The sequence below is a fragment of the Microbacterium luticellae genome, assembly GCF_050408645.1.
Classification (GTDB): domain Bacteria; phylum Actinomycetota; class Actinomycetes; order Actinomycetales; family Microbacteriaceae; genus Microbacterium.
Genome location: NZ_JBNTKE010000001.1, coordinates 871,146 through 891,560 on the forward strand (window position 1 = coordinate 871,146; position 20,415 = coordinate 891,560).

The 20,415-nt window shown below is 61.1% G+C and carries 19 protein-coding genes; 8 read left to right on the plus strand and 11 right to left on the minus strand.

The features are described 5' to 3' along the window. Positions 1-3: 3 nt before the first annotated feature. The 3 genes from ACQUSW_RS04400 to ACQUSW_RS04410 form a co-directional block, all read right to left on the minus strand. Positions 4-1,056: a hemolysin family protein gene (locus tag ACQUSW_RS04400; protein ID WP_428931031.1), complete on the minus strand. Its 1,053-nt coding sequence runs from the start codon at positions 1,054-1,056 to the stop codon at positions 4-6. Continuing rightward, positions 1,053-2,381: a hemolysin family protein gene (locus tag ACQUSW_RS04405; protein WP_428931032.1), complete on the minus strand. Its 1,329-nt coding sequence runs from the start codon at positions 2,379-2,381 to the stop codon at positions 1,053-1,055. Before ACQUSW_RS04405 ends, ACQUSW_RS04400 begins: the two co-directional genes overlap by 4 nt. A gap of 139 nt (positions 2,382-2,520) precedes the next feature. Then, positions 2,521-4,044: an IMP dehydrogenase gene (locus ACQUSW_RS04410; protein ID WP_428931280.1), complete on the minus strand. Its 1,524-nt coding sequence runs from the start codon at positions 4,042-4,044 to the stop codon at positions 2,521-2,523. 167 nt (positions 4,045-4,211) lie between these two features. Here ACQUSW_RS04410 and ACQUSW_RS04415 point away from each other — a divergent pair, with 167 nt between their 5' ends. Then, on the plus strand, positions 4,212-7,889 hold the full coding sequence (locus tag ACQUSW_RS04415) for a multifunctional oxoglutarate decarboxylase/oxoglutarate dehydrogenase thiamine pyrophosphate-binding subunit/dihydrolipoyllysine-residue succinyltransferase subunit (RefSeq protein WP_428931033.1): 3,678 nt from the start codon (positions 4,212-4,214) through the stop codon (positions 7,887-7,889). A 97-nt stretch (positions 7,890-7,986) separates the two neighbouring features. Here the strand turns inward: ACQUSW_RS04415 and ACQUSW_RS04420 are convergent, their stop codons facing one another. The 3 genes from ACQUSW_RS04420 to ACQUSW_RS04430 are packed head-to-tail and all read right to left on the minus strand — an operon-like array spanning position 7,987 to position 10,191. Then, on the minus strand, positions 7,987-9,294 hold the full coding sequence (locus ACQUSW_RS04420) for a GNAT family N-acetyltransferase (protein ID WP_428931034.1): 1,308 nt from the start codon (positions 9,292-9,294) through the stop codon (positions 7,987-7,989). Between the two features lie 55 nt (positions 9,295-9,349). Continuing rightward, positions 9,350-9,595, minus strand: coding sequence for a zf-HC2 domain-containing protein (locus tag ACQUSW_RS04425; RefSeq protein WP_428931035.1), 246 nt, complete (start codon positions 9,593-9,595; stop codon positions 9,350-9,352). Then, positions 9,592-10,191 (minus strand): sigma-70 family RNA polymerase sigma factor, encoded by a 600-nt coding sequence (locus ACQUSW_RS04430; RefSeq protein ID WP_428931281.1) that lies wholly within the window; start codon positions 10,189-10,191, stop codon positions 9,592-9,594. The genes ACQUSW_RS04425 and ACQUSW_RS04430 overlap by 4 nt, the downstream gene beginning before the upstream one ends. A gap of 204 nt (positions 10,192-10,395) precedes the next feature. Here ACQUSW_RS04430 and aroA point away from each other — a divergent pair, with 204 nt between their 5' ends. From aroA to bcp, 3 genes are read left to right on the plus strand one after another with little or no spacing between them, the layout of a single operon-like run. Beyond that, positions 10,396-11,721, plus strand: coding sequence for a 3-phosphoshikimate 1-carboxyvinyltransferase (gene aroA / locus ACQUSW_RS04435; protein ID WP_428931036.1), 1,326 nt, complete (start codon positions 10,396-10,398; stop codon positions 11,719-11,721). A gap of 23 nt (positions 11,722-11,744) precedes the next feature. Next, positions 11,745-12,791 carry a ribosome small subunit-dependent GTPase A gene (gene rsgA / locus ACQUSW_RS04440; protein ID WP_428931037.1) on the plus strand — a complete coding sequence of 349 codons (1,047 nt, stop codon included), beginning with the start codon at positions 11,745-11,747 and terminating at the stop codon, positions 12,789-12,791. 29 nt (positions 12,792-12,820) lie between these two features. Beyond that, the gene (bcp, locus tag ACQUSW_RS04445) at positions 12,821-13,297 is read left to right on the plus strand and encodes a thioredoxin-dependent thiol peroxidase (RefSeq protein ID WP_428931038.1); all 477 of its coding nucleotides are present in this window, start codon (positions 12,821-12,823) and stop codon (positions 13,295-13,297) included. A gap of 15 nt (positions 13,298-13,312) precedes the next feature. Here the strand turns inward: bcp and ACQUSW_RS04450 are convergent, their stop codons facing one another. After that, positions 13,313-13,717 carry a hypothetical protein gene (locus tag ACQUSW_RS04450; protein ID WP_428931039.1) on the minus strand — a complete coding sequence of 135 codons (405 nt, stop codon included), beginning with the start codon at positions 13,715-13,717 and terminating at the stop codon, positions 13,313-13,315. Between the two features lie 204 nt (positions 13,718-13,921). On the opposite strand from ACQUSW_RS04450, the gene ACQUSW_RS04455 reads away from it, so the two are divergent. After that, positions 13,922-14,170, plus strand: coding sequence for a WhiB family transcriptional regulator (locus tag ACQUSW_RS04455; protein WP_428931040.1), 249 nt, complete (start codon positions 13,922-13,924; stop codon positions 14,168-14,170). A 79-nt stretch (positions 14,171-14,249) separates the two neighbouring features. On the opposite strand, the gene ACQUSW_RS04460 is transcribed toward ACQUSW_RS04455, so the two are convergent. Together ACQUSW_RS04460 and ACQUSW_RS04465 are read right to left on the minus strand one after the other, a co-directional pair. Beyond that, positions 14,250-15,737, minus strand: a complete 1,488-nt coding sequence (locus tag ACQUSW_RS04460; RefSeq protein WP_428931041.1) for a sensor histidine kinase — start codon at positions 15,735-15,737, stop codon at positions 14,250-14,252. Between the two features lie 78 nt (positions 15,738-15,815). Then, complete coding sequence (locus ACQUSW_RS04465; RefSeq protein ID WP_428931042.1) at positions 15,816-16,202, minus strand: Rv3235 family protein; 387 nt, start codon at positions 16,200-16,202, stop codon at positions 15,816-15,818. A 97-nt stretch (positions 16,203-16,299) separates the two neighbouring features. Here ACQUSW_RS04465 and ACQUSW_RS04470 point away from each other — a divergent pair, with 97 nt between their 5' ends. Next, positions 16,300-16,965, plus strand: a complete 666-nt coding sequence (locus ACQUSW_RS04470) for a hypothetical protein (protein ID WP_428931043.1) — start codon at positions 16,300-16,302, stop codon at positions 16,963-16,965. Positions 16,966-16,976: 11 nt separating this feature from the next. On the opposite strand, the gene ACQUSW_RS04475 is transcribed toward ACQUSW_RS04470, so the two are convergent. Beyond that, positions 16,977-17,264 (minus strand): helix-turn-helix domain-containing protein, encoded by a 288-nt coding sequence (locus ACQUSW_RS04475; protein ID WP_428931044.1) that lies wholly within the window; start codon positions 17,262-17,264, stop codon positions 16,977-16,979. A gap of 97 nt (positions 17,265-17,361) precedes the next feature. Here ACQUSW_RS04475 and ACQUSW_RS04480 point away from each other — a divergent pair, with 97 nt between their 5' ends. Both ACQUSW_RS04480 and ACQUSW_RS04485 read left to right on the plus strand, forming a co-directional pair. Then, entirely contained in the window at positions 17,362-17,982 is a 621-nt protein-coding gene (locus tag ACQUSW_RS04480; RefSeq protein WP_428931045.1) for an SAF domain-containing protein, read from the plus strand. Continuing rightward, the gene (locus ACQUSW_RS04485; RefSeq protein WP_428931046.1) at positions 17,979-19,166 is read left to right on the plus strand and encodes a CpaE/TadZ family protein; all 1,188 of its coding nucleotides are present in this window, start codon (positions 17,979-17,981) and stop codon (positions 19,164-19,166) included. Before ACQUSW_RS04480 ends, ACQUSW_RS04485 begins: the two co-directional genes overlap by 4 nt. On the opposite strand, the gene ACQUSW_RS04490 is transcribed toward ACQUSW_RS04485, so the two are convergent. Beyond that, positions 19,160-20,380: a pyridoxal phosphate-dependent aminotransferase gene (locus ACQUSW_RS04490; RefSeq protein WP_428931047.1), complete on the minus strand. Its 1,221-nt coding sequence runs from the start codon at positions 20,378-20,380 to the stop codon at positions 19,160-19,162. The two genes, ACQUSW_RS04485 and ACQUSW_RS04490, sit on opposite strands and share 7 nt — an antisense overlap. Positions 20,381-20,415 lie beyond the last annotated feature (35 nt).

Sequence of the window (20,415 nt, forward strand, 5' to 3'; positions counted from 1 at the left end):
CACTTAGCGACCAAATCGGCGAGCCGTGGCATCTTGCACCTCACCGATCAGCTCTTCAATAATGTCTTCCAAAAACAGCACGGCCGTTGTTTCACCCTGAGCATTACGCACTCGGGCGAGATGCCTGCCTGCTCGGCGCATAATCGCCAGCGCGTCTTCAAGATCAGTGTCTTCTTGCACGGGAATCAGGTGGTGAATGCGCTTGGATGGCAGCGGCACAGGCTCGCTGAGCGGATCTTCAACATCGCGCAAAACATCTTTCAAATGCACGTAACCGACCGGCACACCTTCGCCATCGACCACGACATACCGCGAGAAACCGTGGCGCGAAACCGCGCGTTCAATGTCTTCTGCCGTCACATTTTCGGCCACAGTCACAAGCTCCGAAAGACTCACAGCAATATCGCGCGCCTTTTTATCGGTAAATTCCACCGCCGCCGCTACCGTGCCCGCCGTATCGGTCAGCACACCTTCACGCCGCGACTGGTCAACAATCGTGGCCACCTCGCCGATAGTGAACGCCGACGCTGCCTCGTTACGCGGCTGCACGCGAAACAGCAGCAAAACACCGTTGGCCATCGTGTTGAGCAGCCAAATCACCGGATGCAGCAGCTTCGACAGCCACACGAGCGGCGTCGCCAACACCAAAACAGCACGGTCGGGCACAGAAAACGCCATATTCTTGGGAACCATCTCGCCAAAAATCACGTGCAGTGCCGAAACAACAATGAGCGCCACGGCAAAAGAGACCGATGCTACAACAGCATCCGGGGCACCCCATGCTTGCAGCGGCGTTTGCATAAGGTGATGGATCGCCGGTTCTGACACATTCAAAATCACGAGTGAACACACCGTAATACCCAGCTGCGATGTTGCCAGCATGAGCGTTGCATGTTCCATGGCATACAGCGCCGTGCGGGCCGCGCGAGAGCCCTCTTCGGCCCGCGGCTCAATCTGCGAGCGCCGCGCCGAAATCACAGCGAACTCGGCGGCCACAAAAAACGCGTTGATAACCAGCAGAATGACCAGCCATACCAGGCCCATCCAGGGGCTCATCGTGCCACCTCGCTGTCGCCGACGGTTTCTTCTTGAGGGTGAGGAGTAAACCGGATGCGGTCAACGCGGCGTCCGTCCATGCGCACAACGCTCAACACGCCGGTGTCAACAACCACCTCATCGCCCGTCATCGGCACGCGTTCCAGGGTTGACATAATAAAGCCGCCGACCGTGTCGTATACATCGCCCTCCGGCACCGCAACACCGGCCAGTCGCAGCAGTTCATCGGGGCGCAGACCGCCCTGAAAGATCACCGAGTCGCCGCTGCGCACAATCCCCGCGCGGGAGCGGTCGTGTTCGTCGGAGACCTCGCCCACAATTTCTTCGACAAGATCTTCGAGAGTGACAAGCCCCGCGGTACCGCCGTATTCGTCGACCACGATGGCCATCTGGTAGCCACGTGAACGAAGCTCAGCGACCAGGGTGTCGAGGTGGACGGTCTCAGGAACCCGCAGGGGTTCGGTGGCGATCGCTCCGGCAGGAACCTCGGTTCGCCGATCACGCGGTACGGCCACCGCTGATTTCACGTGCACGACACCGGTAATGTCGTCCCAGTCTTCGTCGTACACCGGAAAACGGCTGAGTCCTGTGCGACGTGCGAGCGTTATAACCTCGGCAACAGAATCCGCGGCCGGGAGCGCGTGCATTGCGGGCCGAGCGGTCATCACATCGCCGGCTGTCAGCCGGGCAAAACTGATGCTGCGATCCAGCAGGGTCGCTGTGTCTTCTTCGAGCATTCCGGCCGATGCTGACCGTCGCACAAGCGACGACAGCTCTTCGGCCGACCGCGCGCCGGACAGTTCTTCTTTCGGCTCAATACCCACGGCGCGCAGCACGGCATTGGCGCTACTGTTCATCGCCACGACGGCAGGTTTAAACACAAACGTAAAAGCCGTCTGAAAAGGAATCACCACTTTGGCCGTGGCAAGCGGCAGCGCTAAAGCGAAGTTCTTCGGTACCAGTTCGCCCAGCACCATCGACAAAAACGTCGCCAGCGTCACAGCAACTACGACCGACACAGCAGGAACCACCGGTTCGGGCACACCCCACGATGCCAGCACGGGCGACAGCAACCGTGTCAGCGCGGGCTCCATCGTGAAGCCTGTCAACAGCGTTGTGAGAGTAATTCCCAGCTGTGCTGACGAAAGGTGCGTCGATGTGATCTTCAACGCCTCAATAGTCAGTGACAGTCGAGTCTCGCCTCGCGCCTTGCGCGCCTCAACATCGGCACGGTCAAGATTGACGAGGGCAAATTCACTGGCAACGAACAGGCCAGTGCCAATAGTGAGCAGCAGCCCCACACTCAGCAAGATCCAGGTGCTCATGACACATCCTGAGCCTGAAAAATACAGAAACTGTGGGGCGAAGTACTACAAGAAGGGGGGTCGTCCATTGTGGGCATGATTGTAGCCTGATTGTCCGCAAAAAACCTTCACGCGCGCAGGGTCGTTGCGCAGCATCCGGCTACCAGCTGACAGCCAGTGCCTTGCCCTCTTCATAACCCGCGGCAGACTGCACACCCACGTGGGCGCGCTCGTGGAACTCGGCGAGACTGGCCGCACCCGCATACGTCATCGAAGAACGCACACCCGAGGTGATCATATCGAGCAGGTCTTCTACCCCGGGGCGCAGCGGATCAAGATAAATGCGCGAAGAAGAGATGCCCTCGGCAAAGAGCTCTTTTCGGGCACGGTCAAAGGCATCCAGCCGCGCAAACCGCTCCTGCACTGCCTTCGTCGATGCCATCCCCCACGACTCTTTGTACACGCGCCCGTCAGCATCGGTCTGAATGCTTCCCGGGGCCTCCACCGTGCCAGCAAACCACGAGCCCACCATGACCGATGAGGCACCCGCGGCCAGGGCAAGGGCCACATCCCGCGGATACTTAACGCCTCCATCGGCCCACACATGCGCGCCATGCTCTCGAGCTGCCCGCGCCGTATCGAGCACGGCAGAAAACTGTGGCCGGCCCACCGCCGTCATCATGCGCGTCGTGCACATGGCACCCGGGCCCACACCCACCTTCACAATCGTGGCGCCCGCCTCCACCAGATCATGAGCCCCCTCTGCGGTTACCACATTGCCCGCCGCGATAGGCACACCCAGGTCAAGCTCGGCAACCGTCCCCACCGCGCGCACCATCGACTCCTGGTGTCCGTGCGCGGTATCAACAACCAATACGTCAACACCGGCCTGCACGAGCGCGCGTGCCTTCGCCGCGACATCACCGTTAATGCCCACGGCAGCGCCCACCGCCAAGCGACCCTCAGTGTCGAGAGCGGGTCGATACAGCGTGCTGCGCAGAGCACTGCGTGCGGTCAGCGTGCCCACCAAAAAACCGCGGTCAACAACGCACACCATCTCGGCGTCCAGTGCATGCAGCGTGTCAAAAGCTTCGCGCCCCTCGCTGATCGCCTCGGCCTCCAGCGACGCCGACACCTCATGCACGAGCGCACCCAGCGTGGCATCCGGAAGCGCCGTCGCCAGCCGCTCGGCCATCACCACACCCACAACATCGCCTGCGGCAATACGCACCGACTCGGAATCATGCGCCCGACCATGAGGCGCAAAACTCACCGCGCCCTGCCCTCCGAGAGGGAAACCCGCATCGCGGATCACCACAACACCAAACCCCGGCACCGCAGGCACCACGGCGCGCGCCTGCGCTACCGTCGCCGATTCAGCAAAAATCATGGGGGTGTCCCACCGCACCGGATGCTGCTTAACCTGCGTAATTGCCGTGGCTAATTCTTGCAACCCCGAGTCTTGCGGAAGCACCGCAATGCCTCCGCGCCGAGCCAGCACCGCAGCAAGACGCGGCCCCGTCACCGAATTCATATTCGACGCCACCAACGGCAGTGTCGCCGGAGTGCCGTCTCTCGGCGACAAATCAACGTCGAGACGACTCGTGAGCGCCGAGCGGCGCGGCACCAAAAACACGTCAGAATACGTCAAGTCAACAGTCGGGGCTGCACCAATGAAGTCCATATGCTTCACGCTATCGCCTCTCCCCGACACCACGCGCCGCTGTCCGTACAAAGCTCACATGCATCTTCACGGCGTTGAAGGCATTAGGCTTGTGTTCTGAGTGTGAACAGGAGCGGGAACAGACCCGCCGGCATGCTCCCTTCAGCGACGAAAGAGGGCGAACAAGAGTGTCCAGCCAGCTGACCGGCATCGGCGCATCTAACGACGAAGAGTTCGGAGCGAACTCGTGGCTCGTCGACGAGCTCTACCAGCAGTTCAAAGCCGACCGTAACTCCGTCGATAAAGAATGGTGGCCCATCCTCGAAAATTACAAACCCGAGGACGCCGCGTCACCAGCACCAGCATCCGGAAACGGCAGCGCGACCGCGCACCCCGTTACCGCCCCGATCCCTGTTATCGGCGCACAGCCGGTAGCGCGCACCACCAATAAACCCGCGGCCCAGGCGCCCATCCCGGCTCAGGTCCCCGACGGTAAACAAGACGCTACCGACGAAGAAGAAGAGTCGGGCGACGTTGTGACGCCGCTGCGCGGAATGAGCAAGACTCTTGCAAAAAACATGGACCAGTCGCTCACGGTCCCCACAGCAACGAGTGTTCGCACGATTCCCGCCAAGCTGATGATCGATAACCGGATCGTCATCAATAACCACATGGCACGTACGCGCGGCGGAAAAGTCAGCTTCACCCACCTCATCGGTTGGGCGATCATTCAGGCTCTCACGAACTTCCCCAGCCAGAACGTCTTTTACGCAGAGGTTGACGGCAAGCCGTCGGTCGTAGCACCGGCCCACGTCAATCTCGGCATCGCCATCGACATCCCTAAACCCGATGGCACACGCGCTCTCATGGTGCCCAGCATCAAGCGTGCCGACACGATGACGTTCACGGAATACCTGGCAGCCTACGAAGACCTGGTTACCCGCGCCCGGGCAAACAAGCTCACGGCCGGCGACTTCCAGGGCACAACCATTTCGCTCACCAACCCCGGTGGCATCGGCACCGTGCACTCGGTGCCGCGGCTCATGAGCGGACAGGGCTGCATTATCGGAGCCGGAGCACTCGAATATCCCGCAGAGTTCCAGGGCGCGAACGAGAAAACGCTCAACTCTCTCGGAATCGGCAAAACCATCACGTTGACCAGCACCTACGACCACCGCGTCATTCAAGGTGCGGGCTCAGGTGAGTTCCTCAAGAAGGTGCACGAACTCCTCATTGGTCAGCGTGAGTTCTACGAAGACATCTTCCGTGCACTGCGCATCCCCTACGCCCCCATTCAGTGGGCGGGCGATATCGCTGTTGATGTTGCCGAGCGCGTCGACAAGACAACGCGTGTGCAAGAACTCATTAACTCGTTCCGCGTACGCGGCCACCTCATGGCCGATATCGATCCGCTGGAATACGTGCAGCGTTCGCACCCCGACCTCGAAATCGAGTCACACGGCCTCACCTTCTGGGACCTCGACCGCGAATTCGTCACCAACGGATTTGGTGGCAAGCGCACCATGAAGCTCCGCGATATTCTCGGGGTCTTGCGCGACTCGTACTGCCGCACGCTCGGCATTGAGTACATGCACATTCAAGACCCCGAGCAGCGCCGCTGGTTCCAAGAAAAGGTCGAGGTTAAATACGTCAAGCCCGGCCATGAAGAGCAGCTGCGTATTCTTCGCAAGCTCAACGAGGCCGAAGCGTTTGAGACGTTCTTGCAGACCAAGTACGTCGGTCAAAAACGCTTCTCACTCGAGGGCGGAGAGTCTCTCATTCCCCTGCTCGATGAGATTCTGCAGGGAGCAGCGCAGGCGGGCTTGGATGGCGCAGCGATCGGTATGGCACACCGTGGTCGCCTCAACGTTCTAACGAATATCGCCGGGAAAACCTATGGTCAGGTTTTCCGCGAGTTTGAGGGTTCCACTGCCCCTGGCAACCAGCGCGGCTCAGGAGACGTCAAGTACCACCTCGGCACCGAGGGAACATTCGTCGCCCAGGATGGTGCAGAACTGCCCGTCTATTTGGCTGCCAACCCTTCACACCTCGAAACAGTCGATGGTGTTGTCGAGGGCATTGTTCGCGCGAAACAAGACCGCAAACCTATCGGAACATTCACGTGGCTGCCGATTCTTGTGCACGGTGACGCCGCTTTTGCCGGGCAGGGTGTTGTTGTCGAAACATTGCAGATGTCGCAGCTGCGCGGATACCGCACCGGTGGCACCGTGCACGTCGTCGTCAACAACCAGGTTGGTTTCACCACCACGCCCACCGATGCGCGTACCTCTGTGTACGCCACCGACGTGGCAAAAACGATCCAAGCACCCATCTTCCATGTAAACGGTGATGACCCCGAAGCGGTTGTGCACGTGGCACAGCTTGCTTTTGAGTACCGCGAACGCTTCCACTCGGATGTCGTGATTGACCTCATTTGCTACCGTCGACGCGGGCACAACGAGGGCGATGACCCATCGATGACACAACCGCTGATGACCGACCTGATTCAGGCGAAGCGCTCGGTGCGAAGCCTGTACACCGAGGCGCTTGTGGGTCGTGGCGACATCACAAAAGAAGAATACGAGCAGGCGAAGGCCGACTTCCAGAATCGCCTCGAGATCGCATTTGCGGAGACTCACGCGGCCGAGACCGGGGCGACCCCGATCGCGCCCGAGCTCGACACCGTCGATGCGCAGACCGGTGCACCCGATGTCACCGGTGTGCCACTCGAGGTCATCCACCTTATTGGGGATGCCCACGCCAATAAACCCGAAGGCTTCACGGTGCACTCCAAGCTGCAACAGCAGCTCGACCGCCGCGTCGATATGAGCCGTAAGGGCAATATCGACTGGGGCTTCGGCGAACTCCTTGCATTCGGTTCGCTGCTGGTCGAAGGCACCCCCGTGCGTCTTGCCGGGCAAGATTCACGCCGCGGTACTTTCGTGCAGCGTCACGCTGTTTTGCACGACCGCGCAAATGGTCAAGAGTGGCTGCCACTGAGTAACCTCAGCGCCAACCAGGCACGATTCTTCGTGTATGACTCGCTGCTGAGCGAGTACGCAGCGATGGCGTTTGAATACGGTTACTCCTTTGAGTCACCCGAGTCGCTCGTACTCTGGGAGGCGCAGTTTGGCGACTTCGCCAACGGCGCACAGTCGGTCATTGACGAATATGTATCTTCGGCCGAACAGAAATGGGGCCAGCAATCCAGCGTCGTGCTGCTTCTGCCGCACGGTTACGAAGGCCAAGGACCCGACCACTCGTCGGCCCGCATCGAGCGCTTCTTGCAGCTGTGTGCACAGGAAAACATGATTGTTGCGCGGCCTTCCACACCCGCGTCATACTTCCACCTGCTGCGTCGTCAGGCGTATGCGCGCCCCCGCAAGCCTCTCGTTGTCTTTACCCCCAAGGCGATGCTGCGCCTGCGCGGCGCGACCAGCTCGGTAGAAGACTTCACGCAGGGCCGTTTCGAGCCGGTGTTTGATGACGATCGCGGCCTTGACCGCAACGCTGTGCAGCGAGTGATTCTGCACTCCGGCAAGGTTCACTGGGATCTGCGTTCAGAGCTGGAGAAAAACCCGAACCCACAGATTGCACTCGTGCGTGTTGAGCAGCTATACCCAACACCCATCGATGAAATCAAGGCGATCACCGACACCTACCCGAATGCAGAGATCGTGTGGGTGCAAGAAGAACCCGAGAATCAGGGTGCCTGGCCGTTCTTGGCGCTCACGTTCCTGGAGACCGACGGCCCTCGCCAGGTGCGTGCTATTGCCCGCCCGGCCTCGGCTTCTCCCGCGACGGGCTCATCGAAGGTACACGCTGTCGAGCAGGCCGAGCTTATTAAGCAGGCACTGACGCTGTAAACCCTTCGAAGTACACGAACGGGTGGTGGCGACGATCATAAAAGATCATCGCCACCACCCGTTGTTGTGCTCAGCGCTGGGCGAGCATGCAAGCCTTCTAGTACCAGATGCCCAGGACGGGCGCAGGAACCGCACGGAACGCGTCGTCGACGGCGGCAGCAACCTCGTACGTGGCGTGCAGGTGCCCGGCTGCTCGCAGGCGAAGAGCGCTCACTCCTCCGGCATACAGTGCCGCCAGTGCCGGCGCGTCAAGCCGCACATCAGCTTCCGCATCGGTGACGCTGGCCGGCACGACGGTGGCCGCACCATCGGTCACCGAAACATTCCATGTGCCCTCGGCAAAGCCCAGCGAGTCGGTCACCTTGATCGTCACATTCAGGGGTGCGCGATAGCTTCGTGCTTGCAGTGCAGCCGGCACGTCGAGTACCCGCAACCATCCGTGATCATGCACTCGCACGGTGACGGCTCGCTGGTCGGCAACCAGCCAGGGCAGTGGGTCATCCACGGGGCGCTGATCGGCGTGCACACGAATGACGAGGTCGTGCTGCACAGCAAACTGCCACAGGCTGCGTAGTGCCTCGGGCGTCAACGCCGAAATGTGTCGAATGCGCATTTCGAAACGGAATGTTCCGGCGACCTCTTCGAGCGTGTAGGTCATGACTCCGGATGCCTCTCCTGAGGCATCGCGGGCAATGACGCCCCGAAGAGAGCGCGCGTTTTTGACCGTTTCGTCGGCGCCAGAGAACTGCTGCCAACGACCTTCCCACCCGGCGATTTGTCCGGAACGCTGCGTGCGTTCTTTCTCATGAAGGTCACTGAGCGTGGCTGCAAGATCGTCGGGGGTGCCATAGTCGAGGCGTACGCCGTTGTCTGTCGGTCCAATCCAGCCGGCCCGCTGTGTGTCGACGGTAATCTCTGCTACTGGAACCGCCGACGCAAAACCATAGCGGCGATAAATCGTGGCCTCGGAGACCGTTAAACCCGCGACAGCAATACCGGCCGCCGCCGCTGCGCGCAGCTCGCCCTCCAAAAGACCGCGGGCAATACCACGGCGCCGCCGGGTCGCCGCAACTGTTACGGAGCTAATAGCCCACAGTGGAATCTCCCCGCCGGGGACGGTCATAGGGGTCACCCATGAGTTGACCGTGGCAACGGGTAGGTCGCCCGCAGCGGCATCCGAATCAAATACTCCGATGTTGCGGCGCGCGGCAGTTACTGGGGCATACGACGAAAGTTCTTTGTCGGTCGGTTCTTCATCGAGGAATCCTCGGGCATCAGCGCGCATAAAAGCACGCAGATCATCGGGATTCGCAGAATCTATGAGTCTGTATATGAGGTTCTGCTCGGCGAGGCGAGCGAAAGTTGTAGGGTCTACCGGATGCTGCTGCGATGTCGAGCTGCTCATTCGACCAGCCTAACAACCGCCCCACTCCGGCCCCAGCCACCCGATCCGCCGTTACCTAGTGTTTCGTGGCCTGCACCTCGCGCAGGCGTGCAAGCACCTGGTCACGCAATTCTTCGGGAGCCGTCTCTTTACAGGCGCGCGAAATAACCTCGGTCAGTGTTGTGGCAACGAGCGCCTCGTCACGGCACGACGGGCAATTTTCTAGATGTGCTCGAATATCGGCGTGCTCGGTTTTACACACTTCATTGCGTAAGTACTCTTCGAGATCGCGGCGAGCTTTCTCGCATCCGCAGTCGCTCATGTGGTGCTCCTTGGTTCGGCCGCGGCAATTCCTCGCTCGGCGGCATAGTCTGCCAGCAGCTCCCGGAGTAACCGCCTGCCACGGTGCAGGCGACTCATAACGGTGCCGATGGGGGTTTTCATGATCTCGGCGATCTCTTGGTACGGGAAGCCTTCAACATCGGCCAGGTACACGGCGAGCCGAAAGTCTTCGGGAATCGACTGCAGTGCTTCTTTCACCGCCGTCGCCGGCATCCGGTCAATAGCTTCGGCCTCCGCCGAGCGACTACTGGTCGCCGTTGTCGACTCGGCGCCACCCAACTGCCAGTCTTCGAGTTCGTCGATCGCACCCTGAAATGGCTCGCGCTGCTTTTTACGATAAATATTGATGTACGTATTGGTGAGGATTCGGTACAGCCACGCCTTCAAATTCGTGCCCTGCGTGAATGAACCCCACGAACCATAGGCCTTCACAAACGTCTCTTGCACCAGATCAGCGGCATCTGCCGGGTTTCTGGCCATGCGCATCGCCGCCGCGTACAGTTGATCCATGTACGGGATGGCTTGTTCTTCGAATTCCCGCCGAGCATGGTCATCAGCGGTGAGCGTCTCATCCATTACCGGCCAGTCTAGAGCGCCCGCATCGTCTTCGGCAGTGCCGTGATCATCGATCAGTGGTCGCGTACGCAACACAGCTGTCATACCGGGCACTCCTTTCTTCTCCGCCACAAGCGTCTGCCAACCGTGCCCCGCGGTGTCACCTGTTATGGCTTGTCACCAAATCAGTACGGGTACGCTCAGGGTTCACTAGGGTAGAAACCGATGACTGCCCACCAATATTCCCCCGCGCCGGTTGACGGCTACTCAACCCCCGCGGCCGCTGCCCCGGTCAATGCGACCGTTTCTATCCCCGGTTCTAAGTCGCTGACGAACCGGGAACTCATCCTTGCCGCCATCGCCGATGGCCCCGGCACGCTGCACGCTCCACTGCATTCGGATGACTCCCAGCGAATGGTCGATGCTCTTCGTGCACTGGGGGTGGGCATTGACGAGGTCGATGGAGACAGTGAATATGGGCCAGACTGGCACATCACTCCCGCACCCCTGCGAGGCGGAGGCACCGTTGACTGCGGTCAAGCCGGAACCGTCATGCGGTTCGTTGCCCCGCTGGCCGGTCTTGCCGACGACGACGTACTAATCACCGCGCATGAAACCGCGCTGCACCGCCCCATGGGCGCCATTATTTCGGCGCTGCGCGATCTCGGTGTCGATGTTGATGATGAAGGTCGCTGGTCGCTGCCGTTCACGGTTCGCGGACGCGGCCAAATTCGCGGCGGCCGGGTCGAAGTTGATGCCTCTACCTCCAGCCAGTTCGTCTCGGGATTGCTCCTGTGCGCGCCGCGCTTTGACGTGGGGCTTCACCTCATCCACACTGGTGACCGCCTGCCCAGCCTTCCGCACATCGATATGACCGTCGAGGCGCTCAGTCGCCGGGGCGTGCGCATCGAGCGTCCCTCTCCCTACGAATGGGTTATTCAATCGGGCACCCCTCGCGCAAAATCGATCGTCATCGAACCCGACCTCTCAAACGCCGCACCGTTCTTGGCAGCCGCGCTGGTCACCGGCGGTCAGGTATCGGTACCGCGCTGGCCCACGCGCTCCACGCAACCGGGGGCACTGCTGCCCGAGCTCCTGCGTGCCTACGGTGCGCGCATTGAACGCAACAACGGTGTGCTCACGGTGCACGGTAGCGACCGCATCCGGGCTGTTGATCTCGATCTCTCGGCAGCCAGCGAGCTCTCGCCCACACTGGCCGGGCTCGCGGTGTTTGCCGATGGCCCTTCAACGCTCGTCGGTATCGGACACACGCGACTCCACGAGACCGATCGCCTCGCCGCGCTCGTCACCAATATTCGTGCCCTGGGTGGCGAAGCAGAAGAGTTGGATGACGGCCTGCGCATTATTCCTCGTCCGCTCCACGGCGGCACGTGGCAAGCGCAACACGACCACCGTATGGCAACAACAGGCGCGCTCGTGGGCCTGGGTGTGCCGGGTGTCACGGTCGACGACATTGGCACAACCGCAAAAACGCTGCCCGAGTTCGCGCAGCTGTGGCAGGCCATGGCCGCAACCGCTGCAGGCCAGTAACAGGCAGTAAGGAGAACATTCGCGTGAGCTGGTTGGCCGACGACGACAACGAATACGACGAGTTTGACGAAGACCTCATCCGTGTTCGTCCTAATCCGAAAGCCAACCGCCCACGTACAAAGCGTCGCCCCGCCCATGAAGACGCCCAAGAGGGGCGCATCGTCGGGGTTGACCGCGGCCGCTATTCCGTGCTCATGGCTGAAGATGCCGATGACGAACGTTTCATTACCGCAGCCCGCGCACGCGAACTCCACCGCACCCCGATTGTCACCGGCGATCGGGTGCGCGTCGTCGGTGACACCTCGGGAGAAGCAGGCACGCTGGGGCGCATCGTGAGCATTATTGAGCGCACTTCGCTGCTGCGACGCAGCGCTGACGATACCGATCAGGTCGAGAGGGTCATCGTTGCCAACGCCGACCAAATGCTCGTGGTGGTCGCGGCAGCCGACCCTGAACCCCGCGCGCGACTGGTTGACCGATACCTCATTGCAGCGTTGGATGCCGGCATCCGGCCCCTTCTGGTCGTTACAAAAACCGACCTCGCTGACCCCAGCGATTTTCTTGCGCACTTCGATGGCCTCGACCTGACAGTGTTTACCAGTGGGCGCGGGCACGTGCCACTGCACGACATTGGCGAGCACCTCATCGGCCACTCCACCGTGTTTGTGGGCCATTCCGGCGTGGGCAAATCGACTCTTGTGAATGCTCTCGTGCCCGGCGCCGAGCGGGCCACCGGCCACGTGAATCAGGTAACAGGGAGGGGCCGGCACACCTCGTCATCAACGGTGTCACTGCGCTACCGTTCGGCCACGGGTTCGGGCTGGGTGATCGATACGCCGGGTGTTCGTTCTTTCGGTCTCGGGCACGTCGACCCGACGCATTTGCTCAGCGGATACCCCGACCTCGCAGCGATTGCGAAGAACTGTCCCCGCGGATGCACGCATCTGGTGAACGCCAACGACTGCGCTCTCAATGAGGCCCGTGCCGCCGGTGAGCTCAGTCAGGCTCAGCAAGCCCGCCTCGACTCGCTGCAGCGCCTGCTCGACACCTTTAACGAACGCAGCAGCTAACCCGTACTTCTCACCGTTAGGCTGATGGTATGACTAACGCGCGCTTGGAAACCGGTTCTGTTGCCCCCGACTTCACTCTGCTCGACGACACCGAAAAATCGGTATCGCTCTCGGAGCTTCGGGGTAAGCGCGTCATCATCTACTTCTACCCGGCGGCTATGACTCCCGGATGCACGACGCAGGCCTGCGACTTTCGGGACAGCCTCGATGCACTCCAGGGCGCCGGATACACCGTGCTCGGTATTTCTCGCGACGAACCCGCGAAGCTTGCCCGCTTCCGTGAGCGCGACGGTCTCACATTCCCGCTGCTGAGTGACCCCGATCACGCCGTGCACTCGGCCTACGGCACATGGGGCGAGAAGATGAACTATGGCAAGAAGGTCGAGGGTGTCATCCGCTCCACCTTCGTTATCGACGAAGATGGTGCTGTGGAGCACGCACTCTACAACGTAAAAGCGACCGGCCATGTCGCCCGGATCCGTAAACTCGTTGGGCTCGATAGCTGACTTTCTCCTGAGAGTTTATGCTTCGCCGTCGAGGTGGTCTTCTCCACTCGGGCGCCCGCTCGCGCGCACTGCGGCTAATAGCAGCACGAGGGTAATGGCGGCCGGAACGCCGATGGCGAGCATGAACGTGATGGGCAGTGGACGAAGAGACAGCGCACTGAGCACCAGCCCCAAGCCCAGCAGTTGAAGAACGATTCCGCCGGAGCGCCCCCAGGATCCGCCGCGTAATACCGCGATTCCGAAGGCAAATAACGCAACCGTACCCACGAGGGTGAGGGCAATAAGTGCCAGCGCCGTGGTCAGTGAAGTGGCTTCGCCAGCGAAGAGTTTTCGGGCTTCCATAATCGTCAACGTCGCGACGGCAACCCCCTCTGCGATGAGCAGATAGGCCGCGGCTCGAGACGCGATGGATGCGGGCACGGTGTCCTCCTGGTAAAACTATTTTGCAAGGTTTATGAACAAACCCTTGATTCCCGGTGTTCCATGTATGAGAATAAGTCACGGCCATGTGCTCCCACAGCGGCGTGGGGCGAGTATCTGCTCGCAACAGGGTGAACACACCGTGCACCCATAACGCCCGCGCAACTGCGCAGGACTACAAAAAACCACCCGAGGAGCTTCCTTATGGACTGGCGTGACAAAGCCGCCTGCCTAACAGTCGACCCCGAACTGTTCTTCCCTGTCGGCAACACAGGCCCTGCCGTCGACCAGATTGAGAAGGCAAAAGCCGTGTGCGCACGATGCACGGTCACCGAGGTGTGTCTGCAGTATGCACTGGAGACCAACCAAGACTCCGGTGTATGGGGTGGGCTCTCTGAAGACGAGCGCCGCGCTCTTAAGCGTCGCGCTGCGCGTGCTCGCCGCGCTTCATAACTCGTGTTAACAGCCCGGAGCATGTGCTCCGGGCTGTTGCATGTGCCGATCGCACGAGTGTCGGTCACACGGCCAAACACTAGGCGCTGTTCATCCATCGCAGCGGAATGTCGATGGTTACCTGCGTACCTTCGCCCTCGGCACCCTTCCACTGAATGGTGCCGCCGAGTTCGCCATGAATCAGCGTGCGCACAATCTGTGTGCCAAGCCCCTGCCCTACCCGGCCCTCGGGAAGGCCGTGGCCAGAGTCACTAACGGTAACGCGCAGATGGTCATCCGTGCGGTCGGCATTGATGGTCACGAACCCTTCCTGCCCGGCAAGGCCGTGTTCGACAGCGTTGGTAACCACCTCAGTGAGCGCGAGTGCGAGGGGTGTCGCGTATTCACTCGGCAGCACGCCGAAACGCCCCTCTGAGTGTGTCTGTGCCCGCGTGGTGGGTGATGCCGCCACCTCTGCGACAAGCTGGAGCACACGGTCGAAGACCTCGTCGAAGTCAACTTTTTGCGCCAACCCCTCCGACAGGGTGTCGTGCACGAGCGCGATCGAGGCTACTCGGCGCATGGCCTGTGTGAGTGCTTCGCGCGCCTCTTCGGAGTGGGTGCGTCGCGCTTGAATGCGCAGCAGCGACGCGACCGTTTGCAGGTTGTTTTTCACCCGGTGGTGAATCTCGCGAATAGTGGCGTCTTTGGTGATGAGTTCTTGCTCTTGGTGTCGCACCTCAGAGACATCGCGGCAAAGCAAAATTGCGCCGATGCGCGTGCCATGATCGCGCAGTGGAATGGCACGCAGCGAAACAGTGACTCCGCGTGCCTCCAGGTCGGTGCGCCAGGGCGCTCGGCCCGTAACGACAACGGGCAGCGACTCGTCGACCTGATGGGTGGCGGGAATAATCTCGGTCACCACTTCTACCAGCGACTCGCCCTCAAGCTCATCGTCAAACCCGAGTCGGCTGAATGCCGACAGCGCATTCGGGCTGGCAAAGGTGACCATACCGTCGACGTCGATGCGTACAAGACCGTCGGATGCGCGAGGAGCACCTCTCCGGGGCGAAGTGGGCGCGGTCATATCGGGAAATTCACCGGATGCCACCATGTCGAAAAGGTCGTCGGCACACTCGTTGAATGAAATTTGCTGTCGTGATGGCGCACGGGCTTCACCGAGGTTGGTGTGCCGTGTGAGTACGCCAATGACTCGCGCCTGTTCACCGTCGACGGCACGTTCACGAATGATCGGCACAGCCCTCACCCGCGTGGGAGTTTCTTCAAACCAGTCGGGCGTGGAGTTATCCACGATTGTGCCGCTTTCATAGGCATTTTGCACCTGTGTGCGCCACTGCGGGCGCACGGGTTCTCCGACAATATCGCGGTAGAAGAGCGTCGCGGCTCCGCTGGGCCGCGCATGGGCTCCCGCAACAAAAGAGCCATCGGCTGTTGCTATCCACACGACGATGTCTGCTGATGCGAGGTCTGCCAGCAGTTGTCCATCACCCGATAGCCGATGCAGCCATTCCACATCAGCGTCGTTGAGGAGTCCTTCGGCATGTACAAGATCACTGAGCGTCGACACCCTGCCAGCCTAGAGCGTGCGCGGCATGCTTATGTACACGTCACCAGCACGGGTTCCGGATGCAACGCTGCCCGGCGACTACAGTACGGCCAGCGTGGTCGCTCGCCAGCGCCGATCAATGCCCTCGAGTCGGATCGCAACGGCACGCGCCCGCGCGGGGGTGGCGACGATAACAGCCGCTTCGACAACGCCGTCAGCGGGCGCTGACCAGCGAGTGCTGAGAATGCTGCAGGTGAGGCGCTGGGGCACGACACCGCGTGCGCTGCGAGCGCGCGCGGCTAAATTGGCGCGAGTGAGCATGGAGCGATAGGCGTCTTCGGTAAACCAGCGTGCGAGCTGATCTACTTCACGCACGCCGGCGAGCACCTCGAGCACTCCTCGGGTCAGGCTCTGCAGAAGCGCTGTGGGGTCGGGCAGGTCGCTGGTGGGCGTGTGTTGGGGAGCAAAATCAACGAGCGGTCTCATTGTGAGCACTTTCGATTCGGGGGACAATCGACGAGCGTGGAACCTTGAAGGAAGTAGACCACAGCGCTCAAGCTCGCCACGGGCCTCGCTGGCGACTATGTGGATAACACGTACGCACGGGTGGCGTGACTCGCCTACGCTCGCTTATGTGGATTGGGACGGCCTTTTTGACGACTTAGAAGACCAGCTGGCTTCGGGCTGGGAGGCCGAGCGCGCGGCGCTAGAAGCCGAATCCGAGCGGGTCCGTATCGCGAGACTCACTCTGAAGGAACGTCTTTCCGAGTTGGCTCGGCGCGAGGCCGAGATCTCGGCAACCCTGGAAGACGGCACGGTCATCACCGGAGTTGTGCACGGCGTGGGTGCCGACTGGGCTGCGCTGGTCATGACGAACTCGGCACCCGCATGGGGGTCGGTATTGAAGGTTGTGCCGCTCGCTGGCGATGTGATCTGGCACATGCGCCATGGAGAACTTTTATCGAGTATGCGATCCACGGGTACTGCTTCGGCTGTGCGGGATCGTATGACTCTGGGGTTTGTACTGCGCGACCTTGCACGACGCCGCTGTGCGCTCACACTGCGGCTGCGAACGGGGCTGGTATTGACAGGCACGGTTGATCGAGCCGGCGCTGATCACCTTGATCTTGCACTGCATGATCTTTCTGAGCCGCGGCGCGCGAACGCTGTGCGAGGTTTTCGAGTTGTTCCTTTGACAGCCATTGCCGCGCTGTCGACGACCGCCCAGGCGATTGCCCCGCTGCTGTAACGGCGACTGACCTACAGGTGCATGGCCGTGCTGACGGCGGGTGGCCCCCACAGCTCCGGAAAACTTGCTGCGTTTGCCTCGTGCCACAGCGCCATGCGCCGGCTTTCTTCTGCCTGCTCAGCGATGTATTCATCGAGGCTGGCGGCCTCTACTCGCCATCGGGCAGGCGACCCCAACCGTGCTCCGCGCAAGCGCCCTTCCATCACGAGGGCAACTACCTCGTCGACGTCGATACTGAGCAGCTCGGCCACTTGGGCTGGCGCTAGATATCGGGCCGGGGCCGCTGAGTCTTGGGGCATAACCCCATTCTCCCCATGCAGGGGCCTCGCGTCTTCTTCTGTCGCTGGCTGTGGATAACTTCGCTGGGCTTGCCGCGAGTTCTGTGACGATGTGGACATGGCCCTCCCCCCGAAAGCCCGTCGCCGGGCATGGAATGATGTGCGATTTTTCGTTGGTATTGCTCTGGTCGTGGTGTCAATAGCAGCCGTATGGTTCGTGGTTTCTTCAGCGCGAACAACCATCCCTATGCTTCAGGCTTCCCGAACAATCGTGGCGGGCGAGTCGTTGAAGTCGCAGGATTTTCGGGTGGTCGACGTTTCATTGGGTGCCGTGGCCGGACAATATTTGTCGCCCGAACAGCTCACCGGAGACCTGGTGGCAACTCGCACGCTTGATAAGGGTGAGCTCGTCCCTCAAGCAGCAACAGCGAAGGCTGACGACGGGCAGCGCACCATGATTGTTGTCGAAAGCGCCGTCGATATTTCGCGCACCATTACCGCGGGCAGTGCCGTCGAGGTGTGGCATACGCCGCCTGCACAGCGCGATGACCCTGCCGAGGCGCCTCGGATTTTGGTGTCGGAGGCCGTTGTTTCTACTGTCAACCGCGAGTCGTCTGTGATGGGCTCGTCACGAGCCAGCATCGAGCTGGCCATTGACCGCAGCGATATTCCTGGGGTACTTGCCGCGATCTCTGCGGGATCGGCGCTGTGGGTTGTTCCTGCGGGCGGGGCATCATGATGCGTATTGCTCTGGCCGTGCGCGAGCGTGCCGAGACGATGGCTGCCGATCTCGAAGCCGAGGGCGTTGAGATCGTTGCGCAAGTGGCTCCGGATGCTGTGCTGCCGCCTGTCCGCCTTCCTCGCGGTGCCGATGCACTCGTTCTCACGGCTGAACGCGGGGTTCTCACGACCGACCTCATCGATGCCTGCGATCGTGCGGGCACACGCCTCGTGCTGATCGGTGGCGGAGACGCCGAACTGCGCCGTGCGCGCAGGCGAGGCCTCGTACCGCCTCTACCGGCGGATGCGACGGCCTGGGATGTCTTGGACGCCCTCGACACCGGTGGGCCAGCGATAGCGAAAACAGAGAGGGCTCCGCAGGGCCGGGTCGTGGCGGTGTGGGGTGCGGAAGGTGCTGCCGGTTCTTCCACAGTTGCTATTGAGCTTGCGGCGCAGCTGTGCGAACGAGACCGGCGCGTGGTTATGATCGACGCCGATACGCACGCGCCTGCCATCGCTCTGCTGCTGGGGCTCATCGATGATGGCCCGGGTATTGCCGCTGCGTGTCGCCGCGCAGAACTAGGGTCGCTGGACGACGATGAATTGACTCGGTTGGCCGAGGTTTTTGAGACCAATCGGGGCAGTTTTGATGTTCTGGTGGGGCTCAATCGTCCTTCGCGCTGGCCAGAGATATCGGCGGATCGGCTGAAAAAGACGTTGGATATTTGCCGTGGTTGGGCCGACGACATTGTGGTTGATATCGCCTCACCGCTCGAGGCAGACGAAGAGCTCATGAGCGATATCGAGGTGCCGCGCCGTAACGCGGCCGCCCGAAGTGCACTAGAACAGGCCGACCATATTGTTGCTGTTGCTTCGGCTGATCCGCTGGGTATAGCGCGGTTTTTGCGTGGCCACGCCGAGCTGCGCGCCCTGGCCACGCACACGCCCACGACAGTGCTGGTCAATCGCCTACGGTCGTCGGCTCTTGGTCTTGATGCCCGCGGCCAAATTCGTCGATCGCTCGAGCGGTTTGCCGGTGTTCGCGACGTGCAGTTTCTCCCCGATGATCCGAAGGCTGCGGATGCTGCTCTCCTGCATGCGCGTCCGCTCAGCGACGTCGCAGCAAAGTCTGCGCTCGTGGCAGCTATGCGCCGCGTCGCGAGGCGTTTAGCGGCCCACGACGCGGCGTCGCGCAGTCATTGACGATAGCTAGAAAGAAAGTTGCCGAGTCGTTCAATTGCTTCGGTGATAACCCGTGGTTCAGGCAGGGTAACAACGCGCAGGTGGTCGGGGTTCGGCCAGTTGAAGCCGGTGCCCTGCACTAACAAAATGTGCTCGGCAACGAGAAGGTCGTAAATAAGTTTGTGATCGTCGTGAATCTCATGCACATTCGGATCAAGCCGCGGGAATGCATAGAGCGCACCCTGTGGTTTGACGCAGGAGACGCCCGGTATTGCCTCAAGCCCCTGCCACGCGGCGTCGCGCTGCTGGTGCAGTCTGCCTGACGGCGCGATGAGGGCGTCGATCGACTGCACTCCCGATAGTGCTGCTTGGACCGCATGCTGTGCGGGCACATTAGGGCACAGCCGCGTTGACGCCAACAGCATGATGCCCTCGAGAAAACCGTGTGCGTGGTCTTGCGGGCCCGTGATCACGAGCCACCCGGAACGGTAACCGGCGACGCGGTACGTTTTAGACAGACCGTTGAAAGTCAGGCACAGCAGGTCGGGGGCAAGGGTTGCCGTTGGAATGTGTTGGGCATCGTCATACAAGATGCGGTCGTAAATTTCGTCGGAGAGCAGCAACAACTCATGCTCGCGCGCAATCTGAACGAGCCCCTCGAGTGTCTCACGCGAGTACACCGCCCCCGTCGGGTTATTGGGGTTGATGATGACGATAGCTTTCGTCTGCGGAGTAATTTTTTCGCGAATGTCTTCGAGGTTGGGTTCCCATCCCTGTTCTTCATCGCACAGGTAGTGCACGGGAGTGCCACCGGCGAGGCTGGTCATGGCCGTCCACAGCGGGTAGTCGGGCGCGGGAATAAGAACTTCGTCGCCCTCATTAAGAAGTGCCTGCATCACCATCGTGATGAGTTCCGAAACACCGTTGCCCAAGAACACATCATCGGGGTCAACGTGAGGAAACCCGGGGGTTTGTTCGTAACGGCTCACAATCGCGCGGCGCGCCGAAATGATGCCTCGGCTGTCGCTGTAGCCGTGCGCGGTCGGCAGTGTTTCTAGCATGTCGCGCACGATTTGGTGCGGTGCCTCAAAGCCGAAAGTTGCGGGGTTGCCCGTGTTCAGCTTCAGTACCGCGTACCCGTCGGCCTCCAGCCGCGCCGCCTCTGCGAGCGCGTTGCCGCGAATCTCGTAGAGAACATTTTTTAGCTTGGCTGATTGATCGAAATGACGGGTCATGGCCCCATCGTATTAGGCCATGACCCGCCAGAACG

Excerpts from the sequence above, each read along its gene's own strand:
- ACQUSW_RS04425 (WP_428931035.1), bottom strand. The coding sequence starts at position 9,595 with ATGAGCGACTGCGGATGCGAGAAAGCTCGCCGCGATCTCGAAGAGTAC.
- bcp (WP_428931038.1), top strand. The coding sequence starts at position 12,821 with ATGACTAACGCGCGCTTGGAAACCGGTTCTGTTGCCCCCGACTTCACT.
- ACQUSW_RS04410 (WP_428931280.1), bottom strand. The coding sequence starts at position 4,044 with ATGGACTTCATTGGTGCAGCCCCGACTGTTGACTTGACGTATTCTGAC.
- ACQUSW_RS04455 (WP_428931040.1), top strand. The coding sequence starts at position 13,922 with ATGGACTGGCGTGACAAAGCCGCCTGCCTAACAGTCGACCCCGAACTG.
- ACQUSW_RS04475 (WP_428931044.1), bottom strand. The coding sequence starts at position 17,264 with ATGCCCCAAGACTCAGCGGCCCCGGCCCGATATCTAGCGCCAGCCCAA.
- ACQUSW_RS04480 (WP_428931045.1), top strand. The coding sequence starts at position 17,362 with ATGGCCCTCCCCCCGAAAGCCCGTCGCCGGGCATGGAATGATGTGCGA.
- ACQUSW_RS04470 (WP_428931043.1), top strand. The coding sequence starts at position 16,300 with ATGTGGATAACACGTACGCACGGGTGGCGTGACTCGCCTACGCTCGCT.
- ACQUSW_RS04490 (WP_428931047.1), bottom strand. The coding sequence starts at position 20,380 with ATGACCCGTCATTTCGATCAATCAGCCAAGCTAAAAAATGTTCTCTAC.
- ACQUSW_RS04430 (WP_428931281.1), bottom strand. The coding sequence starts at position 10,191 with ATGGATGAGACGCTCACCGCTGATGACCATGCTCGGCGGGAATTCGAA.
- ACQUSW_RS04400 (WP_428931031.1), bottom strand. The coding sequence starts at position 1,056 with ATGAGCCCCTGGATGGGCCTGGTATGGCTGGTCATTCTGCTGGTTATC.
- ACQUSW_RS04420 (WP_428931034.1), bottom strand. The coding sequence starts at position 9,294 with ATGAGCAGCTCGACATCGCAGCAGCATCCGGTAGACCCTACAACTTTC.
- ACQUSW_RS04485 (WP_428931046.1), top strand. The coding sequence starts at position 17,979 with ATGATGCGTATTGCTCTGGCCGTGCGCGAGCGTGCCGAGACGATGGCT.
- ACQUSW_RS04465 (WP_428931042.1), bottom strand. The coding sequence starts at position 16,202 with ATGAGACCGCTCGTTGATTTTGCTCCCCAACACACGCCCACCAGCGAC.
- ACQUSW_RS04405 (WP_428931032.1), bottom strand. The coding sequence starts at position 2,381 with ATGAGCACCTGGATCTTGCTGAGTGTGGGGCTGCTGCTCACTATTGGC.
- aroA (WP_428931036.1), top strand. The coding sequence starts at position 10,396 with ATGACTGCCCACCAATATTCCCCCGCGCCGGTTGACGGCTACTCAACC.